Origin of the sequence: Paraburkholderia sp. NPDC080076 (genome assembly GCF_050281145.1) — a bacterium.
Lineage (GTDB): Bacteria > Pseudomonadota > Gammaproteobacteria > Burkholderiales > Burkholderiaceae > Paraburkholderia.
In genome coordinates, this window is record NZ_JBNNWQ010000011.1 from 231,072 (window position 1) to 243,154 (window position 12,083).

Sequence of the window (12,083 nt, forward strand, 5' to 3'; positions counted from 1 at the left end):
TTAGACGGAGTAAACATGCCAGCCGTGAAATCAAAAAACGAAACAAAGACGCCCAGTCATGCTGGTATGCCCGACTGGATGAGGTCTGCTGTCCTTGGCGTGTTTGGCGTGGTGATCATCGCCTTCGACTATGCAGTGGGGTACGCCTACTACAACGCCTATCTTGAGTACTTCAATATCGACAGTCACACGTTCCCCCTCGATAGAGAGGCATACCTGATTGAAGGTCCGGCGGCCATTTTCTCGATAGGGCGTACCGCATTCGACTGGCTGCTTTCACGCCTCGATGTTGTAGCGCTAGTTGTGGCTCCACTATTGGTCGTCTGGGTGATGTTTTCCATCTGGCGATACTTGAGACGGGATGTCGCCAAAGCCGTGCTGACAAGCCCATTCCTGCAGAAGGTGCACGCAAACTTGAACCCGCCGAAGCGGTCTTATGTGACCCTCATCCTGGAAGCGTTCAACCTAGGGATATCCGCAATCGGATTGCTCATCGTACTGATGTATGTCATTGGAATTCTTGTCTCGCTGCCTTGGCAGATTGGGCGCCTAGCCGGGATAAGGGACGCCGAAACCACCCAAAGGGACCTTGATCGCGGGTGTGACCATCCCGGTATTGTTTGCACCGCTGTAGTAAAGGACGGGATAGAACTTGGGCGAGGCATCCGCCTTGCCCAGTCAAAGGACCGCATTGCGCTATATGTGAATCATGCGGCCCGCGAATATGAACTGACTGGCAAAGAACTGCATACTGTTGTTGCCCCTCCACTCAAAGATTTATCGAAGCTGATTCATTGACCGGCTTATGGATGCGTGCTACATCGATAACCGTGGACGCCTGGGAGTGCGCAATGGTTCACCTTCAAGTCACTTGGGCGGTGCTGGCACTGCTGCTGTGCGCCTGCACGTTTGTGTCCATTGAAGGTGACGGCAACTCGATCAACGACTCAGGCGGTCACGGTGGGCTTACCGTGTCGCCCGCGCCGGACCAGGGCAGCGTCGCTAAACGGCTGAGAACGGGCAGGGGAGACTGACATGATCCGCCGCGCGAGCGCTATCCGGCCACCGATCACGACCCGAACGCGAGCGTCATCCGCATGGTCAGGTGGTGCACGACGATACGATTGAGCAGCCGTTCTACTTGCGGTGGTTCTACCTGCCGAAAGCCTGCAATTTGGTCGCGGAGCTGGCCGGCGCAACGGAGTTCGCCGAATAACCGGTTGACCTCATCGATCCTCAGTCGCTGACATTCAAGAAGTCACCCCCCAAAATTATCTCTCTCGATAGGGGGTTGAAGATGTCACAACGCGTTCAGCCAGAGCGGGCTTGCCCAGCATCTGAAGCATACGTTGCAGTGCCATTTTTGATCGGGGGGACGCGTTGCGCGGCCCCAGGATGATCTTGGATACGAACTGTTCTAAAGTGATACCGCCTTCGGCTGTGCCTGGAATCGGCGCAATCTTGAACTTCAACTTCGGCTCAACCATCCCTCCATTGATGAAGTAACCTAGCATGCCAGTTAGGACATTATTCGAATCATAGTGCTTCGAGTAAACGATCCGCCATTCCTTTTCTTCCTTAAAGCCACTGTGCTTGGTGAAAATGGACAGCGTCAGTAGTCGTTCAAATAGGTAGGTTGCGCACAAAAAAAGGTCGTCGTCAGGAATTGATGCAGACGCGACTAGCGAAGCAAATCGGTTGATAATTTGATCCATCCAACCAAGGCGTTCTTCGGTAGTCCCATAGGTGATTTTGGCGATTTTAAGTGGCGAATCGGGAACTTCCGTTAAAGCTGCCATGTTGAAGATCATCGCTACACCGCCTCCATTTGCGCCATAGCCTCGCCACATGGAAAGTAGGCCGTCGTCGTCGGCCGGATCGTGCTCTGAAAAACATGCGATGTAGACATCAAAAGCCAATCCGCTTTCGAACTGGGCGTAGATATCGTCCAAGTGTTGGCGAAACACCGCATATCGTTCCGTGGCTCCAAAGGCCATCCGAAGCGGCTCGCTCTCCCGGAACTTCGTCTTGCTGTGCCAAATTCCGAAAGTTAATTCCTCAAAATCGTTCATATAAAGAGGATTTGAAAACCACATCTCCTCGTTTCGGACAATGGCTTCCAATGTACTTACCGAGCAGTAGTGAGCGATGAATGGTCGAGCGCCGGGATATTGCCCCTCCGTTTGAACGCCCTCCGTCCATAGGGGCTTAAAAAATTCGGAATAGTCGATTACGCCGGTCATCGCGTTGAGCCCCGAGATATTTGAGAGATGGGGGTCTAAGGAGAACTCCCACAGATATTCTATCGCGGCTCCTCAACCATAACGCTGAACGCGCCGGACGACCAACGTTCACCCTTGGAGCCGCTTCACGCTACTGTATATCCATACAGGTATTTCGCCGTGCCGCTACCCGACTTCGATATCCCGACGATCTACGATCTGCGCCGCCTGTGGGTCGCGCACGCGCACGACCCCGAGGTTCGCTGCCTGATCCTGGGGATCGTGCGCGCCCGCGACCGGATGCAGGAAATGAAGCGCCTGTACGAGGTCATCGACAAGTGCTGGAAGGCCGATGTAGGCGGCAACCTCGTCGCGCTCGAAAACCTGCGCGTGATCCTGCTGGAGGAGGGGTGGCGCAACGCGACGATGGGCAAGCCAACCTTGGAGGACGACCAACTCAGTGGGGACGTCGAGTTCTGATCCCGCTATACTTTTGGCACCAAACTACTAACCACAAGTGACTTGATGAACGGGAAGCAGATGGGCCGAACGACAACCAAAAGAATTTCACCCGAAGAATATACCAAGGCCTTCGAGGGAAAGGAAAAGGACGCACTGGAGCGCGCACTGGATACGCGCAAGTTCGAAATTGACCTTTACTGGAAGCGCGCTACCTACTTCTGGACTTTCATTGGCGCGACGCTCGCGGGCTTCATCGCTGTCGAAGCGGGCACGTCCGAGAGACGGGAAATGCTCTCCGTTGTGCTGTCATGCCTGGGTTTGGTTTTCTCGTTCGCTTGGGTACTTGTCAATCGAGGCAGCAAGTACTGGCAGGAAAACTGGGAAAACCATGTTGACATGCTCGAAGACAGGGAGACTGGGCCGCTATACAAGATTACGCTCTCGCGCAACCCGACCATGACTGCTGTACAGCGTCTGGACCACCTTGTTACGGGACCGTCCGCGTTCTCGGTCTCGAAAATCAACCAGATCGTCAGCCTGTATGTCTGCCTGTTATGGCTGTGTCTCGTTATCTATTCGTTGCCACTGAATTTTCACGGGACGTTCAACTGGCTCTACTGCGCGCTGGTCGTACTGAGCGTAGCAGCATGCGCCATGTTTTTCCGTCAGGGGCGCACATACAAAGATGGCCACTGGCATTACGCGCTTATCCGGCAATCGCGAGTGAAACCGCTGGACAAGCCTTGACCATGTCAAACTACGGCCGCCGCTAAGCGTGGGGCAACAGGAGTACAGAGAACACATATGGATGCAAAGCTGGGGTACTCGAGTTACGAAAGATTGATGGCTGATTTTGCAGCAGCCTATCTCCGTCCTGCATACGAGGCGCACAATAATGGCCAGCGTCTTGAGCGTAGCTCAGACGATGCTTTTGAAAGCATCTTTAGGGGATTTACAGAGATAAGTTATACCATCGATAACCTGCGTCTCGCTGGACACCTCGTTTCAACTTCCCCGCCCAGGTCGAAGAACATTAGCAAAAATCAGTACATCAATTTTGTTATCGGTGCATATCTGCAGGAGATGTACATTCTTCAGCAGAGGCTGGATGCTTACGGAAAAAAAGTCTCCAGATTATACGGGTTTCGTGACTTGCCTAAGCTGGTTAACGATCTCGTTTACAAGCCTCTGGAGAACATAATAAATATTCGCGGCAACCACGTTCACCGTGAGCGTTATTCAGACGCGGAGTTGCGGAGAATCTCCGATTTGGATCTCTTTCTCCGAGTTGGGCATGAAGCGGGCGAGGACTTTCATTTCGAATATAAACTTGCACAACATAGCTGGAAGATGCGCATCAGGGCGAACAACCTGGCGGTGTCGAGGATTGTTGACAGTTACTTCGATATTTTGCAAACGCTCATATGCGAAGAGGGGAAGGTGCGCTTTCCAGTCGCGGCGCAAACGAAGGCGAGCAATAGTGCGGGGTGGCTTGGCTAGTTACACCACCCGCCGCTTCGCAACCTGTACCCTCGACCGGTCCACGACTTCCTCCTCGGGGCCGATATGGGCGATATGCACCGCGAGGTACTGGAATGCCTCGACCACGTGTGAAGTCGGCCCCTTGACCGGATCGTTCGCATAGTCGAGCCTGGTCGTGGTGGTCGCCCTCAGTTTCCGGTGCACGTAGCTCCTGCCCAGGCCATCTATCAGCATCGTGCAGGCCGGGTCGATCACGCAGCCGTGACGGCGGTTCAGTAGCCGCGCGACTGCCGCCTTGCGCAGCGCGAAGCGGTTCGTGGCCGCAGGGATCGCCCTGATCTGGTAGCGCTGCAGCAGTTGCACGGGCGTGAGGCCCGTTCTCGCATCCCTCGGGTTCGACGGGTCGCACACCGCGAGCAGCGGCGTGCCGTGGTAGCGCTTCGCGATGATCGTCAGCAGCACTTCCTGGATGAACTGTTCGAACGCCATGTCCGGCGCATAGCCCTCATCCATCACGACGAGCTGGCCCGCCTGCGGCTGGCCGAACACCGCGCCGGGATGCAGCCCCGACGTGTCGATGCCAATCAGCGTTTCCTCGCCGGTCACCGGTGCCGTGCGCAGCTTCCCCACATGCGCCTGCGCGGAAAACTCCGGATGCACGAGCTTGCCGAGCGCGGTCGGGGTCCAGCGCATCAGCAGGAACGAACGGATTTCCGGCCAGCGCAGCGTCGCGAGCTGGTTCGCGTAGTAGTCCGGCAGCAGGTTATGCAGGTTCTCCGCGTCAGGATTGAGCCTGAAGCGGGGCGGCGCGCCGTCAGCTTCCACACTTTCCTCGTTCTCGCAGATGACCGCAGCGGGCTGCAGGAACAGTTCAAGTGTCGGCACGAATGTCCTGCCGTCCAGCAGCTCGATCACCGGCAGCGGCTCGCCTTCAACAAAGCGCTTGTACAGCCAGTGCGCCTGGTCCGGCAGGTTGAAGTCCAGCACCACCCCCGGCTCCGCACAGATCACGCCATTCTTCATCGACGGGTAACGGCCGACGCGCTGCACCGCGATGCGCAGGATCGCCTCGGAGAGTTCCGTCGCCTCATGCAGCCAGAACATGCTCACTTCAAGTGACTTCATGTCCTCGATGTCCTGCTCATCCTCCAAGGCGATGAACAGCACTTCAAATCGCACGCGCGTGCCGTCCGGCAGCGGGAACGTGTACAGCCCCTCCATCGGCGCGGTCAGTTTCACGTCGCCGAACTCGTGCGGCATCCAGTCCTGCACGGTCTTCAGCGTCGTGGTCTTCAGCTTCGGGTAGGTCGCGCGCGCACAGGCGAGACGGAAGCGCCGCACCCCCTCACGGTCGGCAGGCTGGCGCATGCACGTAAAAGACCGTCCATGAACGCACCGACCGACTTGCCGCCGCCAGGCGGACCCGCAATGGCCTTGATGAACGCGTTCGAATTGTGCAGCGCGAGTACCGTCGGCGACGGGCGGTAGTCGATCAGCGCTCCGGTCGGTGAGCGCTGTGACGCCTCAGTCATCACCGCTGTCTCCGCGCACCGGAACCCCGGTGATGTGTTCCATGCCGCGGATACCCGCCGCGAGGTTGAACACGACCTGCACGCCGCCGCCGCCGTCGCCGCCTTTTTTCGTGCTGGCCGGATCGAGCAGTGCATAACGCGCGAGCGATTCAAAGATGCGATGGCGCAGCACCGCATCCGTGCGGCCATCCTTCGCGAGGTTATAGATATCAGGCAGCAGGTCTTCGGCGAGCGCCCGCGAGCGGAACACGAAACCGGCCTGCGCACCGTGCGCACGCATCTGCGCCTGGGCATCGCGCAGCGCCGCGACGAATGCCGGCGTGTCGAGCAGCACCGCGAACTGCCGCTGGGTCAGGCGGTAGGTCGCCAGAATCTCCGGTAGCGGCGCGACGCGCAGCACGAGATCGAACGCGAGCGAACCCCACGACGCCTTGGCGAACTCACGCGGTTCGGCGACCTGGGGGACGGCAGGCTCATCCACGACGTTCTCCCGGGGCGCGCAGCTCACTGAGAAACCGGCGCACAGCGACACGGACAATCTGCTGCATCGGGCGGCGCGTCGCCTTTGAGACCGCGCGTAGTTCGTCAAGCAGCTCCTGCGGCAGGTACTGGCGATACGAAGGGTTGCGATACCTGCCTGCCATGGCGGCACTCCATCAAGTCACTTGCTACAGCTCCAGCCCATAGGCGCCCAGCCGCGCGCGGATCATCTTCAGGTGCGCGCAGGCGAGCAGCTCGCCCGCGACGGCGGGCGGCGCGTCGCCGAAGCCGAACACCGGCATTGCGGGGGCATCGAGCACGACCACCAGACCCCGGATGCCTTCATGCTCGCCGTGCTCGATCGCATCGGCCAGCCTGCGGAGCATTCCCGCGATATCAGACAGCGACACTTCGCGAATGGGCATGACTTTCAGATCGGGCATCACGCACTCCTGATTAAAGCGCTAGTACGGTACATATCAATGCCCCATACGAAAGTCAATTGAGGACTATAAAACCGTATGGGGTATGAGTACTGCCTAGGCCACGGAACACAGAAGTCGCGTCAGGACAGGAATCTGAAAAGTTTTGAAAACTCAACCGAGTCTTGGCTAGCCAACGTCTCGCGCAGTGGTCGCCGCGAGGCGCCAGTTAGCCCTATTTTGAACACTTCTCCTAGGTCCGGATCGAAGTCGGCCACCTTCTCAGCCTGGCTGGATCCGTCAGGTGTGACGATGAAAAGCTTCAGGTTATTTTTCAAAACCGCTCGTTTGATCACGTCATTGATATGCCGATCCCTGAAACCGTAACCGATTACCATGAGCCGGCTATTTCCGCTGGACAGATATTCCTCGAACTGCTGCTGGTACCACTGGAGCACTGGCGAAAGTTCGATTTCACGCACCTTGTTTCCGCCCATGATGAGCATTGATCCACCATTGCCATCCTGCCAGTTAGCCGATCCGTGGAGCTTGAAGTAGGGCTGGGTGCGCGGGTCAACCTCGAACTCATCCGGTGAAACCGGAACCCATCGACCCGTCCAAGGCAGGCCCGGTTGTGGGTCGAAATATAGGTTTTGTTCCGGTACGCGCATCGCCGGAAGTTCTACGCGTCGCCCTTCCTGCGGATTTCGCTGACGAGACCGATTGATAACGTCCAGATACTGGTATTCCAGCAACGAGTCCTGATTTAACGTAAAAATCGCTTCGAATAGCGAGAGGAATGTGCGGAGCGACTTGCTGACGGGACCATTGTCGTCGATATTTATCTTTGAGAACCCGCGATTCATCTCTCGGAACATAGCTGATACGGATGCTTCGAGCGACTGCAACTCGGTGCGCCTTTCAGGATCGATACGCACGGCCTCCTGCAGTTCGGCGAGCGCGCCTTCGAATCCGGTGCCGTCCTGTTGACACTTCCAAAGCAAGTCCCTGATGGAACTGGACATGTTGACTTCTTGACAACCGAGCAGATATTCGAAGACCTCAGATGCAAGCCATCCTCCCCAGTTGCGGCTAAATCCAGCACCAAGCAAAAGCAAGCGACTCATAACTTCAAATTTCCTTTGTCGTGTAAGAACTGTTGTCCGATTTTATCTCGGGCCGGTCTGGAGCATATGGGGTATATCGCTGAAAACCGCAAAACCCTCGTGTACCACCCTATATGGTGTACGCGCCCCCCCAACACCCCCCGCGGTCCAATTAGGGGGCGGCATACGTACAAAACACACAGAAGCCAGAAATCACAGGGTGTGATTTTGTGCATTTGCAGTGTTGACAAGTCACTTGTCTGTCGGGATAACGATTGAACGCTGCAGCGATGCAGCAGACCCGGAACCCGCAAGGGGCAAACCTTCAGAACATCAGTACTGCAAAGGAATAGAAAATGGTCACGAAGAAAAACGCAGCAAAGGCAACGACCGCTAAGGCAAAGAACGCCACCGTAAAGAGTGTCACCGTTGAGCAGGACGTAAACGCACAAACGCGAGTCATTCAGGAAGTCGGCAAGGTTGTCAAGTTGGCCGCAAAACCCCAGGCGAACGAATCGGGTAAAGACTCGCCCGCAAAGATCGCCGACGTGCGCGAAGCGTTCCACCTGGACATTGAAAAATTCCGCAAGGCATTTGCGGATTCGGCAAAGGCCGATACGAACACGGATAGCAAAACGGCCGTGTGCGCAGACCTGTTCAAGCCGATCCGCACGTGGGAAGAGTTGAAGCAGGCGACACGCCACGCAATCTATGGCTATATCCATGGGCGTGCGGGTAAGCAGGAAGCAGAGAAATGGTTCGGCCTGAAAAAACAGAGTGAGCACGAGCTTTACAAGGTCGCGGCCAATGCAGTGAAGCGGGCGAAAGATCGCGCGGAGAAAGAGGGCTGGGTCGCGCCGAAAGCGCCGAACGCGGACGTTGACCGCGCGCCGCGCGACAAGAAAGCGCCAGGCGAAGGGTCGGAATTGTTGAGCGCACTTCACACGCTCCTCAACACCGATCCGGAATTTACAACGGCGCTGTCCTACGCCGTCGCCAACCCTGCAATGTTCAAGGCATGGGCGCGCAGTAGTGCAGAAGCAGCGAATGATTCGCGCGTGATTCGTGCCGCCTGATACTGCATTTACGATCCGTTCGCCCCGCACATGCGGGGCTTTTTGCTGCGTGCCTGGTCCAAGTGTGCTTAAAAAACATGCAGATACGCAGATATGCAGCTATGCCCCATACTGCATTTACTCAAAATGCAGGCGTTTTTCTAAAATGCAAACGAAAATGCCTGTGACTTGTTCGAATGCGTGCCCAATGGTGTTCGTGTTTTGTTGTTGCAAAATGGCAAACTGCATAATAATAATATAATAAATAATAAATATATTAAATATGCATAAAATGCAGGCTCCAAAATTTAAGACGTTGCACGCGTGCCCGCTCGCACGCCCACGCGCGCGCACAGGCGCGCGCCTGCAGACTGGAGTGGCTGGTAGTGTAGCCTCCTGTTTTAAACACCTGCATTTTGCTTAAATGCAGATGTCCCCAATTTAAACTATTGATTGTTCTAGCCTTTCTCTTATCAGGGCCAAAAGCATTTAGCCGTTTTGCACCTGCATTCTGCGTTTTCACGCCTGCATTTTTCTTTGCACGCCTGCATTTTCCAGCCGCAAAACGCTATCTGTTTGATTCGCCTCGTTTCTTCCTTTCGCAGCTATCCGCGTTAAGTCGCCGATAGCCTTTAACCTCTGGAGTCTTGCCTATGCTTCCCAATCCCACGCAGCACAAAGGCGCAACCAGCCGCGCGCGCCGTGCGCTTGTCACGCTTGAATCGATGCCGTGCGCCGACACGCTGGGCGCAGCACGGCGCGCACTCGCACGCCTGCAGCGCATAACCCGCAACACGCACGAAGCGCACGCGGTGCGCCATGCGCTCGCCTGGCTGGAGTGGGGCTTTGCCAATGCCACGCCGCACGACACGAGCCCTATCATCCGTAACGCGTGCGGCTGGCTCAATGCGGCATTCCCGCTGCAGTCCGAACCGGAACCAATCGGCCCTGGCACGCGCCGCACGCACGGCCAGCGGTGCAGCGAAACCGGCCAGATATTCGCCTCGTTTGCGGATGCGTGTCGCGTGCTGGGTATCTCGCGCGGCGACATGGCGAAATACCGGCGCGGCGCTGCGGACAACGCGGGCGGCTTCACGTTCTCGCCTGAACTGCTTGAGCATGCCGCAAACGATAAGGAGTACGGAAAATCATAGGGTGTGATTTTCCGGCTCCGCGCCTCTTGCGGATTGGACAGTTAAGCCGTTGAATAAATGACGCGCCCGCACTTTTGGACAGTGCGGGCATTTTCCGGCCGCTGGCCACGCCCATGTATTGATACCGGCCTATACCCGCCAGCGGTTTTTACGCGTCACTGTCCGGCGACACGCGGGGTTTTCGCTGGCGGCATGTCCATGCAGTGCGATTCGTTTAAAGGGTCGGGTTTAACAATACATTTGTTTTGTTTAAACGGACAATCGCAGCAGGAAAGTGTGCGTTGTCTTGAAATCACGGAAAAGATGACCCATACTGGAAACTCCATGCAGTCACCCCGTTCTGCATGGAGAGCAGGCCTTCCTGGCGCTACGTTCTGCGCCCACTCCGCGCTGCAAGGTCCCGTGAGTCAGCGGGCGGCGCGGTTTCTTTTCGACGTTGTACTTAGTAGTCCAAATAAATCACACCCCATGATTTTCTGAACATGCCTTCACGGCATGGTGGGTGCATTCGTTCGCAGTTTTCGACGGGGTAACCGGAGAAAGCCATGAACGGTATGCAGCACACGCACCGCCGGCTGGCTGGCGACCGCAACCAGTGTCCCGGCTGCGGCCAGTTCTTCAATTCCACTTCCTCATTCGATGCGCACCGCACCGGGCCTTTCGGCACACCAGGCGAAGCCGCGCGCCGCCGCTGCATGACGGTAGAGGAAATGCAGGCGAAGGGCATGACGCTGAACCAGGCGGGGTACTGGGTCCAGCGTGCGCTGGGTGCGGCAGGCATCGCCAGGCGGGAAGAAGAAATGACCCTGACAGCAACCTATTCACCCGAGGACAACAAGCTGCGTCTGTACTCCACGTTCAGGCTGGACGAGGAAACGTACCGGCGCGTGAAGGCAGCGGGCTTTTCCTGGGCACCGAAGCAGGATCTGTTCGTCGCCCCCATGTGGACACCTCTGCGTGAGGACCTGCTGCTTGAACTGTGCGGGGAGATCGGCGACGAGGACACGGGTCTGGTGGACCGTGCGGAACAGCGTGCCGACCGCTTCGAGGGATATAGCGAGCGCCGTGCCGTGGATGCGGATCGCGCCCATCGTGCCGTCTCTGCCATCACGGAACACATTCCGTTCGGTCAGCCAATTCTCGTGGGCCATCACAGCGAGCGGCGTGCCCGCAAGGATGCCGAGCGCATCGAGAACGGCATGCGCCATGCCGTGAAGATGTGGGAGACGTCCGAATACTGGGAGCAGCGCGCCCAGGGTGCGCTGCGCAATGCGAAGTACAAGGAGCGGCCGGACGTCCGTCACCGCCGCATCAAGCGTATCGAGAGTGACCGTCGCAGGTTCGAACGCAGCCTGCAGGGTGGTGAGAAGTTCGTGAAGCTGTGGCGCACGGACGGTCTGGACATGAAGCATGCGCTTGCGCTGGCAGGTCGTTCGACGCTGCACCGGACGTTCCCGCTAGCCGACTACCCGCGCAATCCGCCAGCGAGCCAGTACGAAGGCGACATGAGCATCTGGTCGGCGCTTGAGGGCGGCGTTGTTACTGTCGAACAGGCACGCGATCTCTGTGTACCTGCCTACGAGCGTGGCATCACATGGAACCGCCGCTGGATCGCCCATTACGACAACCGTCTGCTGTACGAGCGCGCGATGCTGGGTGAGCAGGGTGGTCTGATGGCGGATCGCTTCGAGATCGAACCAGGTGGCCAGGTAAAGGTGCGCGGCGAATGGCTGCCCGTCGTACGGGTTACCCGCAAGGACGGCGTGATCGTCAGCGTAACCACCACGTGCCGCTATGTGCGGGTACGTGGCATCGAGGAGGTGCAGGACTACCGCGCTCCGAGTGCGGAGGACGCTGCGCGCATGAAGGCCGCAGTGAAGCTGCCGCCGATGTGCAATTACCCCGGTGACGGGTTTCACCACATGACGAAGGCTGAGTGGGACAGCACTTGCAAGGACTACAAGGGTTCGCGCGAACTCGGTCAGGGTGCGCGTCGTCCAGGCGGCTACCGTCCGGACGTCAGGGGTGCAGTTGACGGCGCGGCGGAGTACGGGCGGCACCGTGTGCGATCGGTTGTCCGGACTGGCGGGCTGGTCGCAGTTTATCTGACGGACGCCAAACGCATCGACCCACCTGCTACGCCCGCAATGGACCAGGCCGCGTAACTC

14 protein-coding genes are annotated in these 12,083 nt (G+C 57.6%); 8 read left to right on the forward strand and 6 right to left on the reverse strand.

From position 1 onward, the window contains the following. The first annotated feature begins 15 nt into the window (after positions 1-15). Together ACQKRQ_RS34235 and ACQKRQ_RS34240 are read left to right on the forward strand one after the other, a co-directional pair. On the forward strand, positions 16-798 hold the full coding sequence (locus ACQKRQ_RS34235) for a hypothetical protein (protein WP_427481877.1): 783 nt from the start codon (positions 16-18) through the stop codon (positions 796-798). 53 nt (positions 799-851) lie between these two features. Beyond that, positions 852-1,034, forward strand: coding sequence for a hypothetical protein (locus tag ACQKRQ_RS34240; protein ID WP_427481879.1), 183 nt, complete (start codon positions 852-854; stop codon positions 1,032-1,034). Positions 1,035-1,271: 237 nt separating this feature from the next. Here ACQKRQ_RS34240 and ACQKRQ_RS34245 read toward each other — a convergent pair whose 3' ends face one another. After that, complete coding sequence (locus ACQKRQ_RS34245) at positions 1,272-2,243, reverse strand: DUF2971 domain-containing protein (RefSeq protein WP_427481880.1); 972 nt, start codon at positions 2,241-2,243, stop codon at positions 1,272-1,274. Positions 2,244-2,402: 159 nt separating this feature from the next. Here ACQKRQ_RS34245 and ACQKRQ_RS34250 point away from each other — a divergent pair, with 159 nt between their 5' ends. From ACQKRQ_RS34250 to ACQKRQ_RS34260, 3 genes are all read left to right on the forward strand, one after another. Further along, positions 2,403-2,702 carry a hypothetical protein gene (locus ACQKRQ_RS34250; protein WP_427481882.1) on the forward strand — a complete coding sequence of 100 codons (300 nt, stop codon included), beginning with the start codon at positions 2,403-2,405 and terminating at the stop codon, positions 2,700-2,702. 45 nt (positions 2,703-2,747) lie between these two features. Further along, entirely contained in the window at positions 2,748-3,431 is a 684-nt protein-coding gene (locus ACQKRQ_RS34255) for a hypothetical protein (protein ID WP_427481884.1), read from the forward strand. A 96-nt stretch (positions 3,432-3,527) separates the two neighbouring features. Continuing rightward, positions 3,528-4,184 (forward strand): hypothetical protein, encoded by a 657-nt coding sequence (locus tag ACQKRQ_RS34260; RefSeq protein ID WP_427481886.1) that lies wholly within the window; start codon positions 3,528-3,530, stop codon positions 4,182-4,184. Here the strand turns inward: ACQKRQ_RS34260 and ACQKRQ_RS34265 are convergent, their stop codons facing one another. From ACQKRQ_RS34265 to ACQKRQ_RS34280, 4 genes are all read right to left on the reverse strand, one after another. Further along, entirely contained in the window at positions 4,185-5,534 is a 1,350-nt protein-coding gene (locus ACQKRQ_RS34265; RefSeq protein ID WP_427481888.1) for a hypothetical protein, read from the reverse strand. A gap of 156 nt (positions 5,535-5,690) precedes the next feature. Continuing rightward, the gene (locus tag ACQKRQ_RS34270) at positions 5,691-6,230 is read right to left on the reverse strand and encodes a hypothetical protein (protein WP_427481889.1); all 540 of its coding nucleotides are present in this window, start codon (positions 6,228-6,230) and stop codon (positions 5,691-5,693) included. Positions 6,231-6,366: 136 nt separating this feature from the next. Then, positions 6,367-6,621: a hypothetical protein gene (locus ACQKRQ_RS34275; RefSeq protein WP_427481891.1), complete on the reverse strand. Its 255-nt coding sequence runs from the start codon at positions 6,619-6,621 to the stop codon at positions 6,367-6,369. A gap of 122 nt (positions 6,622-6,743) precedes the next feature. After that, the gene (locus tag ACQKRQ_RS34280) at positions 6,744-7,727 is read right to left on the reverse strand and encodes an SIR2 family protein (RefSeq protein WP_427481893.1); all 984 of its coding nucleotides are present in this window, start codon (positions 7,725-7,727) and stop codon (positions 6,744-6,746) included. Positions 7,728-8,062: 335 nt separating this feature from the next. Between ACQKRQ_RS34280 and ACQKRQ_RS34285 the strand changes: the two genes are divergently transcribed. After that, the gene (locus ACQKRQ_RS34285; RefSeq protein ID WP_427481895.1) at positions 8,063-8,782 is read left to right on the forward strand and encodes a hypothetical protein; all 720 of its coding nucleotides are present in this window, start codon (positions 8,063-8,065) and stop codon (positions 8,780-8,782) included. Positions 8,783-9,038: 256 nt separating this feature from the next. On the opposite strand, the gene ACQKRQ_RS34290 is transcribed toward ACQKRQ_RS34285, so the two are convergent. Then, positions 9,039-9,284: a hypothetical protein gene (locus ACQKRQ_RS34290; RefSeq protein ID WP_427481896.1), complete on the reverse strand. Its 246-nt coding sequence runs from the start codon at positions 9,282-9,284 to the stop codon at positions 9,039-9,041. Positions 9,285-9,414: 130 nt separating this feature from the next. On the opposite strand from ACQKRQ_RS34290, the gene ACQKRQ_RS34295 reads away from it, so the two are divergent. Further along, positions 9,415-9,915, forward strand: a complete 501-nt coding sequence (locus ACQKRQ_RS34295) for a hypothetical protein (protein ID WP_427481898.1) — start codon at positions 9,415-9,417, stop codon at positions 9,913-9,915. Positions 9,916-10,460: 545 nt separating this feature from the next. Continuing rightward, positions 10,461-12,080, forward strand: a complete 1,620-nt coding sequence (locus ACQKRQ_RS34300) for a DUF3560 domain-containing protein (protein WP_427481900.1) — start codon at positions 10,461-10,463, stop codon at positions 12,078-12,080. Positions 12,081-12,083: the final 3 nt, after the last annotated feature.

What these genes read in the sequence shown, in the direction of transcription:
- ACQKRQ_RS34275 (WP_427481891.1), bottom strand. Translation starts at nt 6,621, where the DNA reads ATGCCCGATCTGAAAGTCATGCCCATTCGCGAAGTGTCGCTGTCTGAT.
- ACQKRQ_RS34285 (WP_427481895.1), top strand. Translation starts at nt 8,063, where the DNA reads ATGGTCACGAAGAAAAACGCAGCAAAGGCAACGACCGCTAAGGCAAAG.
- ACQKRQ_RS34235 (WP_427481877.1), top strand. Translation starts at nt 16, where the DNA reads ATGCCAGCCGTGAAATCAAAAAACGAAACAAAGACGCCCAGTCATGCT.
- ACQKRQ_RS34300 (WP_427481900.1), top strand. Translation starts at nt 10,461, where the DNA reads ATGAACGGTATGCAGCACACGCACCGCCGGCTGGCTGGCGACCGCAAC.
- ACQKRQ_RS34240 (WP_427481879.1), top strand. Translation starts at nt 852, where the DNA reads ATGGTTCACCTTCAAGTCACTTGGGCGGTGCTGGCACTGCTGCTGTGC.
- ACQKRQ_RS34265 (WP_427481888.1), bottom strand. Translation starts at nt 5,534, where the DNA reads ATGCGCCAGCCTGCCGACCGTGAGGGGGTGCGGCGCTTCCGTCTCGCC.
- ACQKRQ_RS34295 (WP_427481898.1), top strand. Translation starts at nt 9,415, where the DNA reads ATGCTTCCCAATCCCACGCAGCACAAAGGCGCAACCAGCCGCGCGCGC.
- ACQKRQ_RS34245 (WP_427481880.1), bottom strand. Translation starts at nt 2,243, where the DNA reads ATGACCGGCGTAATCGACTATTCCGAATTTTTTAAGCCCCTATGGACG.
- ACQKRQ_RS34260 (WP_427481886.1), top strand. Translation starts at nt 3,528, where the DNA reads ATGGCTGATTTTGCAGCAGCCTATCTCCGTCCTGCATACGAGGCGCAC.
- ACQKRQ_RS34280 (WP_427481893.1), bottom strand. Translation starts at nt 7,727, where the DNA reads ATGAGTCGCTTGCTTTTGCTTGGTGCTGGATTTAGCCGCAACTGGGGA.
- ACQKRQ_RS34255 (WP_427481884.1), top strand. Translation starts at nt 2,748, where the DNA reads ATGAACGGGAAGCAGATGGGCCGAACGACAACCAAAAGAATTTCACCC.